At 50.9% G+C, this 16,376-nt stretch carries 15 protein-coding genes; 8 read left to right on the forward strand and 7 right to left on the reverse strand.

The window, feature by feature from the left end:
• Window positions 1–209: 209 nt before the first annotated feature.
• The 5 genes from AB8516_RS02645 to AB8516_RS02665 all read right to left on the reverse strand — a co-directional run bounded on the left by AB8516_RS02645 (window position 210) and on the right by AB8516_RS02665 (window position 5,584).
• Complete coding sequence (locus AB8516_RS02645; RefSeq protein WP_108289426.1) at window positions 210–698, reverse strand: type VI secretion system tube protein Hcp; 489 nt, start codon at window positions 696–698, stop codon at window positions 210–212.
• A gap of 32 nt (window positions 699–730) precedes the next feature.
• Window positions 731–2,230 (reverse strand): type VI secretion system contractile sheath large subunit, encoded by a 1,500-nt coding sequence (tssC, locus tag AB8516_RS02650; RefSeq protein ID WP_369157801.1) that lies wholly within the window; start codon window positions 2,228–2,230, stop codon window positions 731–733.
• Between the two features lie 3 nt (window positions 2,231–2,233).
• Window positions 2,234–2,767, reverse strand: a complete 534-nt coding sequence (tssB, locus tag AB8516_RS02655; protein ID WP_069125795.1) for a type VI secretion system contractile sheath small subunit — start codon at window positions 2,765–2,767, stop codon at window positions 2,234–2,236.
• Window positions 2,768–2,846: 79 nt separating this feature from the next.
• Complete coding sequence (tssA, locus tag AB8516_RS02660) at window positions 2,847–3,869, reverse strand: type VI secretion system protein TssA (RefSeq protein WP_369157804.1); 1,023 nt, start codon at window positions 3,867–3,869, stop codon at window positions 2,847–2,849.
• A 281-nt stretch (window positions 3,870–4,150) separates the two neighbouring features.
• Window positions 4,151–5,584 (reverse strand): type VI secretion system contractile sheath domain-containing protein, encoded by a 1,434-nt coding sequence (locus tag AB8516_RS02665; RefSeq protein ID WP_369157806.1) that lies wholly within the window; start codon window positions 5,582–5,584, stop codon window positions 4,151–4,153.
• A 431-nt stretch (window positions 5,585–6,015) separates the two neighbouring features.
• Between AB8516_RS02665 and AB8516_RS02670 the strand changes: the two genes are divergently transcribed.
• The 7 genes from AB8516_RS02670 to AB8516_RS02700 all read left to right on the forward strand — a co-directional run bounded on the left by AB8516_RS02670 (window position 6,016) and on the right by AB8516_RS02700 (window position 12,468).
• Window positions 6,016–8,208 carry a type VI secretion system Vgr family protein gene (locus AB8516_RS02670; RefSeq protein WP_369157808.1) on the forward strand — a complete coding sequence of 731 codons (2,193 nt, stop codon included), beginning with the start codon at window positions 6,016–6,018 and terminating at the stop codon, window positions 8,206–8,208.
• A gap of 61 nt (window positions 8,209–8,269) precedes the next feature.
• A complete protein-coding gene (locus AB8516_RS02675) occupies window positions 8,270–9,304 on the forward strand; it encodes a PAAR domain-containing protein (protein WP_369157810.1) in 1,035 nt (344 codons plus the stop codon).
• An 80-nt stretch (window positions 9,305–9,384) separates the two neighbouring features.
• Entirely contained in the window at window positions 9,385–9,897 is a 513-nt protein-coding gene (locus tag AB8516_RS02680) for a hypothetical protein (protein ID WP_369157812.1), read from the forward strand.
• 26 nt (window positions 9,898–9,923) lie between these two features.
• Window positions 9,924–10,427, forward strand: coding sequence for a hypothetical protein (locus tag AB8516_RS02685; RefSeq protein WP_369157814.1), 504 nt, complete (start codon window positions 9,924–9,926; stop codon window positions 10,425–10,427).
• A 24-nt stretch (window positions 10,428–10,451) separates the two neighbouring features.
• Window positions 10,452–11,093 (forward strand): DUF922 domain-containing protein, encoded by a 642-nt coding sequence (locus AB8516_RS02690; protein ID WP_369157816.1) that lies wholly within the window; start codon window positions 10,452–10,454, stop codon window positions 11,091–11,093.
• Window positions 11,094–11,148: 55 nt separating this feature from the next.
• Window positions 11,149–12,219 (forward strand): DUF2169 domain-containing protein, encoded by a 1,071-nt coding sequence (locus AB8516_RS02695; protein ID WP_369157818.1) that lies wholly within the window; start codon window positions 11,149–11,151, stop codon window positions 12,217–12,219.
• Between the two features lie 60 nt (window positions 12,220–12,279).
• The gene (locus tag AB8516_RS02700) at window positions 12,280–12,468 is read left to right on the forward strand and encodes a hypothetical protein (RefSeq protein WP_369157820.1); all 189 of its coding nucleotides are present in this window, start codon (window positions 12,280–12,282) and stop codon (window positions 12,466–12,468) included.
• Between the two features lie 166 nt (window positions 12,469–12,634).
• On the opposite strand, the gene AB8516_RS02705 is transcribed toward AB8516_RS02700, so the two are convergent.
• Window positions 12,635–13,129 carry a GNAT family N-acetyltransferase gene (locus tag AB8516_RS02705; RefSeq protein ID WP_369157822.1) on the reverse strand — a complete coding sequence of 165 codons (495 nt, stop codon included), beginning with the start codon at window positions 13,127–13,129 and terminating at the stop codon, window positions 12,635–12,637.
• Window positions 13,130–13,170: 41 nt separating this feature from the next.
• Here AB8516_RS02705 and AB8516_RS02710 point away from each other — a divergent pair, with 41 nt between their 5' ends.
• A complete protein-coding gene (locus tag AB8516_RS02710) occupies window positions 13,171–13,929 on the forward strand; it encodes a YkgJ family cysteine cluster protein (RefSeq protein WP_369157825.1) in 759 nt (252 codons plus the stop codon).
• On the opposite strand, the gene AB8516_RS02715 is transcribed toward AB8516_RS02710, so the two are convergent.
• On the reverse strand, window positions 13,926–16,286 hold the full coding sequence (locus tag AB8516_RS02715) for an autotransporter domain-containing protein (protein ID WP_369157827.1): 2,361 nt from the start codon (window positions 16,284–16,286) through the stop codon (window positions 13,926–13,928). The genes AB8516_RS02710 and AB8516_RS02715 overlap by 4 nt on opposite strands.
• Window positions 16,287–16,376: the final 90 nt, after the last annotated feature.

Consider the following 16,376-nt stretch of genomic DNA (forward strand, 5'->3'; position numbering starts at 1 on the left):
TACCCACGTTGATGACTGCTCAAGGATACCTATGATGATGAGTACAATGAGTGATCCCGAAGCTTCCGAAATTGACGATGGTAACTTTGCTCCCTTGACGTAAAATCCAAGGCTGACAGTTCCTTGGGTGAACTCAACCATTACTCCCCCTGGGGGGAGTAATGGTGTCTGTTGTGATTTATATTGAATGGTGACCTGTATGAGACGCATTACTCCTGTTTGTTGGTCTCAAGATTCCAGGTTCTGTCCGTGGCGGCGCCAGGTTTACCGGTATGATCAATAGGTGTGTACTCCCATTTGATCTTGCCGTATGCGAATTCTACGGTTTCAACAGGTTTGGTCTCATCACCCGCACTGCCACCGGGCATGACCGAATTGACGATGACATCTTCCATGGTGTATTTCATAAAGGTGTGTTTGTCACCTGAAGCCAGGCATAGTTCGACTTCCACCTTTGGGATGTGTTCGCCTTTGGCGCACTTGATGTTGAGATCGGGCGTCCCATTGTCTACGGTCTTTACCGCCAGGAAAGGCGCGAAGTCGGCTCTCCCGCCGGTTCGACCACCGGTACCGCTGGCGCCGGACACAGGCTGTGAAACCCCGTGACTGTAACTCAATAATTCGATCCATTTACTGTGGGCATCATCGGTGCTTTCACCATCAACCCCCTCAATCTTCATAAACATATCAACTGCCATGATTAAATCCTCCAGTTAGTGGTTTCGCGGTATCAGGCTGTCTTCTCGGAAGGTAGCTTTGATACCAGTCGTAGAGAAACCGTCAATCCTTCCAGCTGGTAATGCGGTCGCAGGAAAAATTTAGACGTATAGTAACCAGGGTTGCCTTCGACTTCTGAGACAACAACTTCGGCGGCTGCCAGCGGCTTGCGCGCCTTGTCTTCTTCGGATGCGGTTGCCGGATTGGGTTCAACATAATTCTGAATCCATTTGTTGAGCCATTTCTCCATGTCCTCACGCTCTTTAAAGGAGCCGATTTTGTCGCGTACGATACACTTCAGATAGTGCGCAAAACGGCAGCTGGCAAAGAGGTAGGGGAGACGCGCTGCCAGGTTGGCATTCGCGGTTGCATCCGGGTCATCATATTCAGATGGTTTTTGCAGAGACTGGGCGCCGATAAAGGCGGCAAAGTCTGAATTTTTACGGTGAAGTAGCGGCATAAAACCATTTTTAGCCAGCTCCGCTTCACGACGATCCGAGATGGCGATCTCAGTCGGGCATTTCATATCCACACCACCATCGTCGGTGGGGAAAGTGTGCGTCGGCAGACTCTCCACTGCACCACCGGACTCAACGCCACGGATACGGGTTGTCCAGCCATACATCTTAAACGCCCGGTTGATGTTTACCGCCATCGCATAGGCGGAGTTCGACCAGGTGTATTTGTTATGTTGTGCGCCTTCCGTATCCTCTTCGAAATCGAATTCCTCGACCGGATCTGTTTTAACGCCATAGGGTAGGCGTGACAGAAAACGAGGCATGGCCAGGCCGACGTAACGGGAGTCCTCGGACTCTCTTAGAGAGCGCCAGGAGGCGTATTCAGGGGTCTGGAATATCTTTGTCAGGTCCCTTGGGTTGGCCAGTTCCTGCCAGGAATCCATCTGCATGACCGTCGGCGCCGCGCCGGCAATGAATGGGGCGTGGGCCGCTGCCGCAACCTTGGACATGTTTGTGAGCATCTCCACATCGGGCGGTGATTGGTCGAAATGGTAGTCGCCGACCATACAGCCATAAGGTTCGCCACCGAACTGACCATACTCCTCCTCATAGACCTTCTTGAAGATCGGGCTTTGATCCCAGGCGGTTCCCTTGAATTTCTTCAGGGTCTTGCCAAGTTCCTGTTTGGAGATATTCATCACCCTGATCTTCAACATCTCGTCGGTTTCGGTATTGTTGACCAGATAGTGAAGTCCGCGCCAGGTGCCTTCCAGCTTTTGGAACTCCTCGTGGTGCAGGATCAGATTGACCTGCTCGGTGAGCTTTTTGTCGATCTCGGCAATGATGCCCTCGATGGTTTCGACGGCATCATCGGATACGATGCTGGTCTCTTTCAGCACCTGCTCAGCCAGCGTCTGTACGGCACTGGTAACCGCTTCCTTGGTTCGCTCGGTCTTGGGCTTGAACTCCTGTTGAAGCAGTGCTGAAAACTCGTCGGGAACTACACCCTGTGTCGATTCTTTGCCTTCAGCCTGTTGGGTATCTGTTTCAGCCATGCTTTACTCCTCTGCTGAGGACGAATCCTCAGATGATGCTTCGTCAGGATTGGGGGAAGAGGCCAGGGATTGCAGCAGTGTCGGATCTTTCAAGGCCTTGGCGATCAGCTCCTCCGCGCCGGATTTACCATCCATATAGGTCAGCAGATTGGCCAACTGGGTACGGGCATCGAGCAGTTGCCGCAAGGCCCCGACCTTTTTGGCTACCGCCGCAGGTGAGAAGTCATCCATGCTCTCGAAGGTGATATCCACATTGATGTTGCCTTCACCTGTCAGTGTATTCGGTACCCTGAAGGCCGTACGCGGTTTCATGGCTTTGAGACGTTCATCAAAATTATCGACATCGATCTCAAGCATCTTACGCTCGGCTACCGGCGCTAAAGCCTCTTCCGGTTTGCCTGATAGATCCGCCATCACTCCCATGATGAAAGGTAGCTGGATCATCTTTTCAGCCCCGTAGAGTTCCACGTCGTACTCAATCTGGACCCTGGGTGCCCGGTTTCGGGCTACAAACTTCTGGCTGCTCTCTTTTGCCACGATCTACCTCTCTATTATCTCTAAACCAATTCGGTATGTTGCCACTAAAAATCGATTCCGGCAGGGTGATTTCCTGACCCTACCTGTCTTCTTCCTTCCACAGAAAATCAAATTGAGACATGCCGTTCGGCGCCAAATCCTGGACGATCTCGTAAAAGTCCATTTTCACCAGCCGCTTTGCTCGATCGAGTAGCAAGGGTATCGGGCTGGAAGGTTCATGTTTCCGGTAATATTGATTGATTCGCTCTAAGGCACTGATGACATCGTCACGACTGTTGATGGCTCCGGAAGATGCGTTTTGCTGTTGTGCCGATACGCCACTCCCATCCTGCATCGAGTCCTCTTCCATCATGTCGACACCGGCTCGAGTCGCTACCTCTTTTTCCAGCAGTTTCATATGATCCACGAGGGATTGAAGGTCAGGCGCCTGGTCGATGCCTACTCTCTCATTTAGCTGGTTTTCTATCGCGTTCACACACTCGATGGCACGGCGGATATGGGACAGGGTCTGTTGCGTCTGTTCCGATGGACACTCGCGGAATGCAGCGTCGATCTGATCCAGCGCAATCTCCTGGTTATCCGCATCGGTGGGTTGCAGGCTGCCTGTGGCAATCTGAATATCCCGGTAACTGTAGGTCCCCATCACGTTGGATGTAACCACTGGGGTCTTGTTGACGGCGGCCAGGGTGTCGAAAGGGTCACATAAATTGATCAGGGTGTTGATTCTGATAGTAGGATCGTTGTTGTCCTCAGGATCGAGTTGAGGATGCAGGCTCTCCCAATACTGATTAATATAGCCCTTGATAAGTTCGAGACCGTCGGAGAATCCGGCAAAGCCATCGGTGTGAATCAGCGCGCGGGTAAGGTAGATGGCAGCTCGCAGATCCTTGCTCTGCTGCAAAACCTGTAATGCCTTGTTTTTCAGTTCACGCCAGTCAGGGTCTTCGGCCGGAACAATCGTGTCACCGAACTCCTGTTCCGCTTTACCCTCTGATGCCCTTTCCATCTCACTGAACAGAGGGTCATATTCCAAGTCGGAACCTGCCGGGGCTTCCTCTGAGACTGCAGTGAGAAGTTTTTCAAGGTCAATGGTTGTCGTCAATCCTTCATCCCCCATGGAATAGTGCTGATCGCACTATTTGATTTTCTTGCTGATCTGATCTGTTTCTGTCTTTCCAATGTTGATTTTGCATATCCCTTTTAACCACTAGGTTTAGCACAAAACCGTTGTAGTTGATACTATAACAAATGCCGATAAGTGGAAGTTAAATATTACCATTTTGGTCAATTAAGTAATTATTTACACCCTGGTTTATCGTCGCTAACGTAGCTGGTGAACATTTACATGATGGCACTTGTGTTGCGCTGTCCATAAAACTGCCGTCAACCGCTGGTAAAGCCAAGATGTTGGAACCAGGGGAGCTGAATGGTGTTCCTGTTACGACTGCCGATAACCGGGACAAGACCAAGATTGAGTAATTGCTCGATCTGTTGCTCATTTAGCAGTAGTTTGGTGCAGGGCTGGAGGTGGTGCTCACCTTCGCTCTGGTAGGTAAAGGCCGGTAAATCGGTCAACACCGATGCCTTGACCCTATCTCCCTCGGTCATCCACCGATTTATCAGCACAACCGCCTGCGCATAAGCCGGATTGCCCCATAACATCTCATCAATCGTCCAGTTTTGATTTAGCTCTTCGAATGACAGTGATTGAATAGGGTCGGTGGCGGATCCGTAGGGCAGGCGGAGCAGCATCTCGGGATACAGCAGTGCTATTCTCCTGGCTGAGGGTTGCTTTCTGAAGGTGTTCCAGGCATTGAAGGAATCCCCGGATTTGACCTGATCGTTGAGCAAACTTGAAGCGGATCCGGCCAGCAGGGTGCCGTCAAAACGATCCATCAGTAACCCCAACCAATCCAGCATCGTTGTACTTTCCTGATCGGGGCCATAATCATGGTTGTCTATAAGTATAAAACTGGATTCTAATAAATCTTGTCGTTCAAGCGTCTCTCTGATCACTCGATAGAGGGGAGAGGTTGTTGGCTCCGTATGACTCGATTGTTCCAGCTCCAACTCGGAGCGCCTGATATCCAAGAGATAGCATTTTATAGAGGGATCGGGTTCAATACTGTGCAACAACCAATCCACGGAACGCCAGCTTGCTTCCAGTTTTTGGAAACTTTCATTGTGCAGTACACTTCTCAATAAAATGGTTTTGTCTGTCTCATCGAGCGTATGGGCCGGCGGTTCACCGGATGTATCGGATTGATCCGCACCAGAAGCGTTTTCGGCTAGCCTACGAACCACATCCGCAATCATCGATTGTTTGGCATTGTTTAAAGACGAACCTGATTCCTGTTGCTGTTCCACAGACAGCGGACGTTGACCAAGCAACCGTGATAGCGTCTCCTTTTGCGATTCATTTTCATCAGATCTCTCATCATCGGCTGATATTTCCTCGGCGCGATGATCAGAGGAGGTTAGCGTCTGCTGTTCACCCGTTACCGGTCGATAATCAGCCAGTTGGTCCAGCAGTCCATCGGGATGAAAATCATCAAGGGATTCAAACCGAAGAGTGATTTGTTGGCCCGAGTCGCCCAACAGTGTTAGCGAAGGATGTAATTTTGCGATCTTTTTGTCGATGGTATCGGTTTCGATGCTGTGCAGTGAAGGGCCGTTTTGTGTAATTGGATTACCGGTGCCGGTGCCTCCGCCAAAGCTTCCAAGCATGACAATAGTAAAGCCTTTGGCGGAATCCTGTATGTGATTTCGATCCCTCTTTCTACCAAGCTCGACCGAGAAGTGCATTCGCTCCGACATATTGTTATCTCATCCTTATTAGTGTGTAGCTGTCAACGGAACTATGTCACTCAACAAAACCCAAGCGTAGCAGGTCGTAGCAACTGTTCAATGTCCGCAAAGACCTGTTTATTGAGTATTTGGCTATAAATCACACTGTGTGACTACTCATTTGTATCTCGTCTAAGTATCTTAGCGGAAGCCGCCGGGACGAATAATCAGGCAATCAACTATTCGGCATAGTGGTGAGTGGATCGATTATTGTGCAGTGCATTGTATAAAGGGACACACAGTCAATGTGCAAAACTACCTATACGACAGCATTGACCCAAGCTATTCTGAATCACATACTCTAAATACTTAACATGCTTTCGTATAATCTCTCCATCTCGAGAGCGTTTAGGCATGAGACAAACAATGACAATGCTTAATTAGATGCGCAGGAGTCTTGGATGGCTTTCACACAGAGTAATCGGCAGCTACAGATCAAAACCCCATTGGGCCCGGACGAACTCTTGATCCTCAAGCTGGAGGGGCGTGAGGAGCTGGGTCGCTTGTATGAATTCACGGTGGACCTGCTGAGTGACAACGAATCGGTGTCCCATGACGATCTGTTGGGTAAGAAGATGACGGTCGAGATGGACATGGTGAACACCAGCAAGCGCTATTTCGACGGTTATGTGAGTCGTTTCACCCAGGTTGGGCACATGGCCTATTTTGCCCACTACCGGGTCACGCTACGGCCGTGGTTTTGGTTGCTGACGCAGACTTCGGACTGTCGCATCTTTCAGAAAAAGCGGGTGCCCGACATCATCAAGGAGGTGTTTCAGGACAATGGTTTCAGTGATTTTGAGGATCAGCTGAGCGGCAGTTATCGGGAATGGGAGTATTGTGTTCAGTATCGCGAGACCGACTTCAATTTTGTCAGCCGGCTGATGGAGCAGGAGGGGATCTACTACTACTTCAAGCACGAGGCGGGCAAGCACACGTTGATATTGTGTGATGACTACAGTTCCCACAGTGTGCTGGAGGCCTATTCGGAGATTCCCTATTTACCGCCGACGGAGACCGGGTCGAGCCGTTGGCGTGATTACATTCACAGCTGGAAGTTCAGCAAGTCGGTGCGGCCGGGGAAGTATGCGCAGACCGATTACAATTTCGAGACGCCGAAGTCGGATCTTTCGACGAATGCCCTGATGCCGAGAAGCCACTCATATGCGGACTACGAGATCTATGATTATCCGGGTGAGTACGAGGTACCGCCGGACGGTGAGAGTTATGCCAGGTATCGGATCCAGGAGCTGCAGGCGGGACATGAGGTACTGGAGGGGAAGGGGAATGCGCGCGGGATAACGACGGGTGGTCTATTCACCATGACCGAGCATCCGCGAGGGGACCAGAATCGGGAGTATCTGGTGACCGGGGCGTACTACATGCTGCATTCTGATGCCTTCGAGTCGGTGCCTGAGATCGTGGAAGGGCCGTTATATGGCTGTGAGTTCAGCTGCTTTGACACAAGAGAGGGATTTCGGTCGGCGCGGATCACGCCGAAGCCGATGGTGCAGGGGCCGCAGACGGCGGTGGTGGTGGGTCCGTCGGGCGAGGAGATCTACACGGACGAGTATGGCCGGGTGAAGTTGCAGTTTCACTGGGACCGGTATGGGCAGCGGGATGAGAACAGTTCCTGCTGGGTGCGTGTGGCGCAGGTGTGGGCGGGGAAGAACTGGGGAGCGATGCACATACCACGCATTGGCCAGGAGGTGATTGTCGATTTTCTGGAGGGTGATCCGGACCGGCCGATCATTACCGGACGGGTTTACAATGCGGATCAGATGCCGCCCTATGATCTGCCCGCCAACATGACCCAGAGCGGGATCAAGAGCCGTAGTACGAAAGGGGGCAATCCCAGTACCTTTAACGAAATCCGCTTTGAAGACAAGAAGGGCTCCGAAGAGCTCTATATTCATGCCGAGAAGAACCATACCAATATCACCGAAAGCAGTCGCAGTGAACGGGTTGGGTATGATCGTTCGCTAACTGTCGGGCATGACAAGTCTGAGCAGGTCAATAACGATAAGACCATTACCATCGCCAAGAATCATACCGAGACCATCGGTGTTGACATGACACAAACGGTGGGTTCCAACAAAACAGAGACCGTGGCATTGAACAAGTCGGAAACCGTGGGTGTCAACAGCACGGAGACCGTAGGCGCCGCCAAGGTGCTCACCATCGGTGCTGCTTATCAGGTCTCTGTCGGTGCGGCAATGAATGAGACAGTGGGTGGCGCCAAGGCGGAAGAGGTCGGTGGCGCCAAACTGGAGACAGTGGCGGGCGACAGAAAAGCCAGTGTTGGCGGTGACAGGGGTGACACGGTCGGTGGAGACCTGTCAGAGGAGGTGGACGGTGAAAAGAAATCCAGTATCAAAGGAAAGTACAGCATCGACTGTCAGGATAAATATGAACTGACGGCCGCGAGCAAGATTGAACTGAAAACCGGCGCCGCGTCCATCAGCATGGAACCGAGCGGGAAGATCGAGGTTTCAGGGACCGATGTGACCTTCAAAACCGCTGCAGGCAAGGTACATATTGATGCTGGCGGTATCATCACGATCAAGGGCACTATGGTTAAAATCAATACATGATCAAAAAGTTAAGAATGTAGATGAACGGATATCGGCGAAATGTTATTGAGGGGGACGAGAAATGAGTGGTAAACCTGCCGCGCGGGTAGGCGATACGATCATGTGTAGTTTACCTCAAGTACTTCCAGCCGTTCCGCCGATCCCCCACGCCCCACCACCTGGATTGCCGATTATACCGCCGGGTGCACTCACTGTATGGATAGGTGGCAGACCTGCGGCAAGGATGGGGGATATGAGTCTTTGTCTGACCCCCATACCAGTGCCAAACCCCATTGTGCGTGGCGCTTTTCCAGTACCCATCATGAATATGCCGGCCGCCAGGTTGAGCGATCAGGGCACTCATCCCGGGTCGGTGATCATGCCTCCATGCTGTCCAACGGTACTGATCGGCCTTTCTGGTGTTACGGGCAATCCCAGATTGGGCAATCAGGCCTGTCAAAGCATGGCAGCGGGAAGAAATCCCCCGCCTGGCTCAACAAATTCGACCGGAAATGCCATTGGCTCCAATACCCCGGGCCAGAGCTACAATAACTGCGGTATCGAGTCTTCAAGGCAGATCGTGCAGCAGGCCACAAACGCCAATCCCGGTCAGGAAACCATGATGAATACGGCAATCGCCAACAACAATGCTTCTCAAGCCACTGTCGGCAGCCCGTCTAGTCCCGGTGGCGCCCCGGTGACGGCACAAAATCAGGCATTTTTCAGTGGTGGTACAACGCCTTCGCAACAAGCCTCCATACTTACCAATAATGGTGTTCCCTCATCGACAATCCCAGCCACATCGACAGGTGCTCAATTGAGTCAGTACGAAACGGCACTCTCGCAGGGACGGGGGGTTATCGCCAACGGTGATGTTTCCGGGTTGCCTGGTTGGGGTACACAGACCGGTCAGCATGCAGTATTGGTAACGGGTTATGAATACGATGACAATGGAAACATCACTCATGTCATCTATAACGACACCGGTATAGGTGCTTGCAATCAAAGAGCGACGGCTGCCCAGTTTCAAAATTTTCTCACAATAGGTGCGAACAACTCCATTGCGAATGGATTCACACCATCGGGTGCGGCTGTTACCAATAATTCGATTTGGTAGCGGTCATGGACAAGAGGGTATTCTTGTATGCAAGGCTATTTTTATTTTCGTTATGCATTAACACTTCAGGTGTATCCGCCATGTCCATGAAAGAAGCAGTCCAGCAGATCGGACAGCATGCGAACATGATGCCGATAGAGCGCGGTATAACTTTGCCAATGGTGAAGGTCGAGAGAAACAGGGTAATCGTACGGCGACTCATCTACTTTACCCGTACCACCCCGGAGGATGGAACGGCAATAACAGAGCCTCAATATGTAGCCATCTATGACCTTACCGGCAGGGCGTTCTTAACCCTTAAGCAATTCGAGATGGATGTACCGAACCTGCGACCGCCACCATGGATTCACAACAGACCGGCATTTGACAAACCCGAGGACATTATCCCTGAGTTTGAAAAGATATGGACGCTTTATGACATTCTGATACCAGCATTCCTAAAAGGAGATGACGGGGTAAGTGCGGAAATCAAGCTGGCAGCCAAAGAATATGCTTATTACTTCGAACGACATGCGGAAAAGCCTCTACTCCCGTACTACGATGTATTCAGCGGGGATTTTTTACTCTGGGTTGGACGTGTTGCAAATTCCTAAAGGCTAATTCTATAGGTATCCATCCAATGTCTGATCAAAAATCCACATCAGTAATTACTGCGTCGGCAAGAAACCTCATCAGTCCGTCACTTCAATTTGCAAACTATATGAGTCTGCCCATCCCGGTAATCGGCGATAACAAGCTACTATTTGCTTTTTTGGTGGGTAGAGGAGAGGCGGTCAACCCTGAGCTAGGCTATCAGATATGGCCTCCAAGCCTGTTGGCCCTGTTCGATGCCACGCATGGCCAGTTCCATGAGTTGAGAGCCGTTACACCCGCTTATTTTTCACTTGATCAAGCTGTGGATCAACCGATGGGCAAGGGAGTGCCGCCATCCGATAAAAGCACGACGGACTATTTGCAGAATGAACTCAATCTGTTTCAGTGCTGCGATAATGTGATCAGTGCCGTAAATACGAAACAGGCGCACCAAAATGATCTTAAAAGATTTGATGAATATTTCAGAGCTCTTAGCGAGGAGTCCTTGTTACCCTATTATCAGCGATTGTGTATGGCTAAAGTAGCGTGAAAGGGCAATATAAAGGAGGTGATCATGTGTGACAATCCATCGCCTGCTCGTAACAATCGGCCAGTGCCGCCTGGCCCATCCCCGGACATAGCCCATGCAGGATTCGGGTCTGCTCAATCACAGGGTGCGGCGGCATCACCTGGACAACCTGGTCCTACATTGATCGGTTGGCCCAGACAGTTGACGTGGAGCGATTTCAGAGACATTCAAAGCCGCCCCCGGGGAGAATCCGAGGATGCGCGAATCTCCATGGGGTTTCGGCCTGGCAGAGTCAGGGTCGTAGAAGAGGAATCAGAACACAGATTGGGCGAGATGGAGTTCGAGATGGTTTTGAATGCCGCCGGGTCATGGGCCGTGGTATCCGCGAAAACCACAGAACTCCTGGCACACGAACAGGGACATTTCGATATAGTCGGACTCTGTTACCGGGATCTTACAGCAGAAGCAAGAACCTTGCGGGGAAGATCAAGAAACAGACTGCTCCTGGCAATGCGTCGTGTCATGCGCGAACATGATCAGCGAGCAGAGAGTTTAACCCGGGAATACGACACTCAGACTGAACATGGGCGCAATCAAGCTAATCAGCAAGCATGGCAGCGACAAATAGCGGCCTGTCGTCAAAGTGGCATGCACTTGACAGCGCCACAATTGAGCGCTGCTGAGTAAAAGATCAGCTGAAATGGAATTACTTAACGCCACGCCAATGCAGGTCGGGTATACCATGAGTATGCTGCCCGATGGCCGTGAGCTACTTGTGGTTGTAGTAAAAGGTACTTTCACTATGCCTGAGAGGGGCGGACAGCCTGGCTATTCCGAACCACAAAAGCCATTGGTTGAGGCGGATGTCTATACAGGTGAGCCTGGCATTTCCGCACCGCTCTATGAACTTGATTATGCACCTTTCAAACGGCACTGCGATGTTCTATTGGTCGGAAGTGCTTACTCGCCTAGAGAAAAGCCGGCATCAAGAGTTGAAGTAACCTTGAGATTGGGACCCCTGCTAAAATCATTCGCCGTTACAGGCGATCGCTTTTGGGAATCGGGTAATGTTGCAATTCGACCTGGCTATGCAGGTATCTTTGATAGAATGCCGATCAGCTATGATCGTGCATTCGGTGGTGTAGATGATAATCATAAAAATAAGAATAAGCACAGTGTATTCATGAAGAATCCTGTCGGTAAGGGTTACCACCGAGAATTGAACCGGTCTTTTGTCAATGGTTCGCCAATGCCGAACACGGAGGAGCTGAAACGACCAGTGACCATGCCAAATGGAACTTATTCCCCGATGTCGTTCGGTCCCGTGGGAAGAGGCTGGGTTCCGAGACTCCAACTGGCAGGTACCTACGATCAGAACTGGCGAGACAATATCTTTCCGTTACCACCTGCAGATTTTGATTCTGCCTACTTTCAGTCGGCACCTGCGGATCAACAGATTCCCTATCCTCAAGGTGGAGAGCGTGTGTTTCTGGAAAACCTGACGGTGGAGGGGCATACCGGTTTCACCTTACCTGAGATAGATGTGCCTGTTGTTTTCTTTTATCAAATGGGGAAGAGCATTGAAAAAAAGGCAGTGATAGACACTATCGTTCTGGAACCTGACCAGGGCCTGTTCACAATGACTTGGCGTACCTTTATACCGCTAAACAAAAATATTCTAGAGATACCTCAGATACTGATCGGAAGAAAATCAAAAGGCTGGTGGCGTGCACGTGAGTTGGGGAAAGTCTATTACCCATCACTGGAGCATATGGTACGAGATAGAATGAAGCAGTCTGTTGTCAAAGATTGAATAGATAGTCCAAGCAACGATAAATGCCTGTAAAGAATCATGTAAAGTTAGTTAACTGAAATGAACGCGATATCAATACAAACATGGATGCCGCTGCTGTTTTTGGCTATTGGTGTATATCATGGTGTGACGGCATGGAAAGTGTACCAGCATACAGACAAGAAAAAGAATATGCCTCTCTTTAAGGCAAAAGCACGAGTAGCAGGGTTCTTTATAGTTGTGGCGCTACTGCTGTTTATTTTTCTATAGTGGCAAAGTAGCACTAATCAACAACTCCAAACGCTCCAGCACGATCATCGATAAAACAATTATTGGTACACGATGAAGTTATCAGTGTAGTGAAGTCCGTTCTTTATTTTTACCGATACGATCCCTTTTCCTGGTGAATTCATGCAATGATAGGGTTAACAGGTTGTTAATCAGGGGGGGCTTTCAGTGCTAGTGTGGATTGATAGATACCCGGGCTGGAGTCGGGGATCTCAACCGCATTAGCGACCTTGCGGTAGAAATCAGATGCGTCCGCCATGCCTGCTACTGCATAGCCATAGCCTTTCAGTCGCATATCCAACAGGCATGCTTTGGTCAGTGAACTGCCGATACCATTGCCGCGTGCTGACTCAACAACACCTAAGGGACCAAAAAAACCGAGTGCGGTAGCATCGTAACAGGCAATCCCAAGCAGAGATGACTCACGTTGTGCGATAAAACATGAACATGGTGTGTTATTCAGTGCCCGCTGAAACTCCCCTAGCCAGGTTTGTGGAAAGTGCCTTTCAGCCCAGGAAAGGACCGCACATTGGTCGGGACCAATCGGTTTGCGAATAGTCACCTGTCGTTCTGCCTGCTGTGAGATGAAACTCCAATCGATATCCATATTGAACAGCTTGATAAGCATGTCATTATTTGCCATCGTTACAATCCCTAATGCTATTTAACTAAAGAGCCTGGATTTTGACGGACGTCAACCCACAAACAGAGACTGTAAATGCTGAAATCCGCATTGGCAACCGCAGCATTCACTTTTCTGCCCAGTTTACCAATGAAGCGATTGAGTTGCATGAGTTACTCCCATTCTTCCAGAATATTACTGATAAAGTGGTTGAAATCGCGATTGCCGAGGTGATTGAGAGCGGTAAGCGGATTTCCTGTCATAGTGGATGTGGTGCCTGTTGCTCTCAACTGGTACCCATCAGTAAAGCAGAAGGTGCAGCTCTGTTAAACCTCATAGAATCATTGCCTGAGGCAAGACGTTCAGAAGTGAGATCGAGGTTTGCGAAGAACATGGCCGCACTGGAGGAAACGGGCCACGGATTATTCGATAAGCTGGAGATGGCTGCGCTTGATCATGACAAGGAACGAATCAAGGCCATTGGCCTGGCTTATTTCGATCTCAACCTGCCATGCCCTTTCTTGCAGGATCAATCCTGTTCGATACATCCACATCGACCGTTGAGCTGCCGGGAATTTCTGGTAGTCTCCGATCCTGCCTATTGTGCCAAGCCCGATCCGGCGGTGGTGGAAAACGTGGTCCTGCCAAAAAGAGTCTCTTCGATTCTCTATAACCTGAGCAGCCGGGATTCAAACAGCGATACCGGTTTCATGCCCTTGATCCAACTATTGGCAAGTGCAGAGTCGATCAAAACCGGACAACCGGCCCCTGCACCTGCCATGGATTGGGTGAATCGTTTTCTAGAACGCCTTGGCGGCTAAAATTCCATACGCAGTCCCGCACTGATGGTATGGGCACTCCACTCGCTATGGGCGAGGATGGTGCCGAAATCGATAAAGCCGACCACACCGTTCTGGAATTGGGCCGATGTGCCAAAGCGCAGGCGCAGGTAATCCCGGTCGGGATCATCGGTCTGAATTTCGATCCCCATGCCGGCCGGATCCTCGATAAAATGCGCCGTGATGACCTGAGAATCATCCTCGAACTCATGCAGCCAATCGAGCCTCGCATAAGGGATAAGGACGCCCCAGTCAGCGCTATGCGTGTAGGAGACCTTGCCGCCCAGGTTGAGGGTCAGCCAACGTTGATCGGTATCCTCCACACGGGTCGCCCAACCACCACCGTCGGCTGTGGGATCGGAAACCTCCTCGGTAAATCCGTCGACATCGGACTTGATATACTCCAGATCGGCACGGGGTCCAAAGGACCAGGCGCCACGATTGAAATCGTAGCCGGAACCGATGAACAGGCTGACCGTGTCACCGTCATAGTCCGCTTTGAGTTCCTGACTGACGTCCGCCAGGCCGCCCAAGGTGTAGACGATGCTCCGTTTCTGGTCGAAGTCATTCTTACCAACGGTGGCGGAGAAATCGACAAAATAGTTCTGCGGACTGTAATAGGTGCCGAACAGGCTCAGGCTGACTCCCTGGGTATCCAGGTCGCCGGCATCGTTCTCCAGTTCGGCTTCGGTGTCGATGAAACCTACCGCACCACCGAGAATAAACTGGTTGGTGATCCTGTAGTCCGCACCGATGGTGATACCGACGGTATCGAAATCCAGACCGGTTTCAAGATCGGTCTCATCCCGTTCGCCGGTAGAGATATCACCGGTCACGAAGACACCCAGTCTCGATGCCAGTAACTGATTATCCGCACTGGCTCCACCACCGCGACGCCCCGCGTCCTGGTATGCCTTTGCAATCATTTCAATGGGTAGATTCTGATCATCGATCTGCAGATCGAGCCCCTTGAACGAGAGGCCCCTGGCACCGGCGCGCAGGGCGGAGATACGTGTCCCCAGATTGCGTATCTGGGTCTCGCCGCCTTGGCGGGATGTGGTATTGGCCTTGGTTGCCGTTTCCGGACTCACTTGAAACAGCGCCACTTGGGTGTTGCTATCGCCATCGATCGCCGCACCGACGACCGCATTACAATCTTCCTGCAGTCGATCGCTGAGTCTGCCGCTGGGACAGGCTTCGGCGATCACATCAATCAATGACAGAATATTCGGGTTGTCACCGCTGAAGGGTCTGAGAAGATCGGCAACCGGATTGGTGCTGGGTGCGGCATCGGCACTGCCCGACAGAACGATTCTTGATAGACCGTCACTGGTGTCGATGTTCAAGGCACCAGATGCCGCTCCAGTGGATTGCGGTGTGAATACAACCTGGATGTCACAGCTGCTGCCGGCAGCGATCTCTGTTCCGCAATCGTTTGTCTGGCTGAAATCACCCTCGGTGGTAATCGAGTTGACCATGAGGGACGCAGTACCCTGATTTGTCACCGTTACCACCAGGGGCTGACTCGAGGTGTCAACCGTCGAGTCAGGAAATGATAAGGTTGTATCGGAAACCACGAGATCAGGTGCAATACCCTCTACGTTGAGGGCTATGCTTTCCAGGATTGCTCCTTGTGGGCCGGTTGCGTCGACTGTCAACGACTCAGAGACTGTTCCCGTTGTTGTGGGCGTCGCACTGACCATAATGGTGCAATTACTATTTGCACTCAGCTGTGAGGGACAATCGTTGCTTTGTGCAAATGGAGCTGTTGTGGTGATTGTATTGATACTCACCGATGCGTTACCCGTATTGGTGAGTATCACGGGAACAGAACTGCTGGTACTGTCTACGGTAGTTGATCCAAAATTCAGTGTGCTGGGTGAAAAAGACAGGCTGCCAAACTGATTTGCCACTCCAATGCCAGAGAGTGCTACCTGGGCAGTAAAATCAATTCCTTCATCACTTCCCACAAAGGTCAATTGACCATTGTGGGCGCCACTGACCTGTGGTGTAAACACTACATTGACTGTACAGGATGCACCAGGACCCAAAGAGAGACCATTGATTATCATCGGGCAATTATTGGTGATGCTGTAGCTTCCGCTTGCAGATATCGAGCTAAATGAAATAAGGCCTGATGTATTGAAACTGGTGAATGTTACAGTCGATGCTCCACTGCTACTGCCAACGGTAACAGTACCGAAATCGGTTGAGGTTGGTGATACATCGTATACAGCAAAGGCACTCATGGAGTTAAGTGCGAGCAGAAGGGCAGATAAATAGAGCAGTGATTTAGATATCAGCCTCAATGGCTGAGTGGTCTTCCCGCAGTATACCATTGTCTATGCTCCCTGATGTTATGTGCCGCTCAATAGGACAATCGATTACACACCTGCTTGTTACTCAATACGGTTGCTGACGATTCTGGA

Origin of the sequence: Candidatus Thiodiazotropha sp. LNASS1 (assembly GCF_964212655.1) — a bacterium.
Classification (GTDB): domain Bacteria; phylum Pseudomonadota; class Gammaproteobacteria; order Chromatiales; family Chromatiaceae; genus Thiodiazotropha.

Excerpts from the sequence above, each read along its gene's own strand:
- AB8516_RS02670 (WP_369157808.1), top strand. The coding sequence starts at position 6,016 with ATGGCTTTCACACAGAGTAATCGGCAGCTACAGATCAAAACCCCATTG.
- AB8516_RS02685 (WP_369157814.1), top strand. The coding sequence starts at position 9,924 with ATGTCTGATCAAAAATCCACATCAGTAATTACTGCGTCGGCAAGAAAC.
- AB8516_RS02715 (WP_369157827.1), bottom strand. The coding sequence starts at position 16,286 with ATGGTATACTGCGGGAAGACCACTCAGCCATTGAGGCTGATATCTAAA.
- AB8516_RS02645 (WP_108289426.1), bottom strand. The coding sequence starts at position 698 with ATGGCAGTTGATATGTTTATGAAGATTGAGGGGGTTGATGGTGAAAGC.
- AB8516_RS02690 (WP_369157816.1), top strand. The coding sequence starts at position 10,452 with ATGTGTGACAATCCATCGCCTGCTCGTAACAATCGGCCAGTGCCGCCT.
- AB8516_RS02695 (WP_369157818.1), top strand. The coding sequence starts at position 11,149 with ATGAGTATGCTGCCCGATGGCCGTGAGCTACTTGTGGTTGTAGTAAAA.
- AB8516_RS02680 (WP_369157812.1), top strand. The coding sequence starts at position 9,385 with ATGTCCATGAAAGAAGCAGTCCAGCAGATCGGACAGCATGCGAACATG.
- AB8516_RS02665 (WP_369157806.1), bottom strand. The coding sequence starts at position 5,584 with ATGTCGGAGCGAATGCACTTCTCGGTCGAGCTTGGTAGAAAGAGGGAT.
- AB8516_RS02705 (WP_369157822.1), bottom strand. The coding sequence starts at position 13,129 with ATGGCAAATAATGACATGCTTATCAAGCTGTTCAATATGGATATCGAT.
- tssC (WP_369157801.1), bottom strand. The coding sequence starts at position 2,230 with ATGGCTGAAACAGATACCCAACAGGCTGAAGGCAAAGAATCGACACAG.
- AB8516_RS02700 (WP_369157820.1), top strand. The coding sequence starts at position 12,280 with ATGAACGCGATATCAATACAAACATGGATGCCGCTGCTGTTTTTGGCT.
- AB8516_RS02675 (WP_369157810.1), top strand. The coding sequence starts at position 8,270 with ATGAGTGGTAAACCTGCCGCGCGGGTAGGCGATACGATCATGTGTAGT.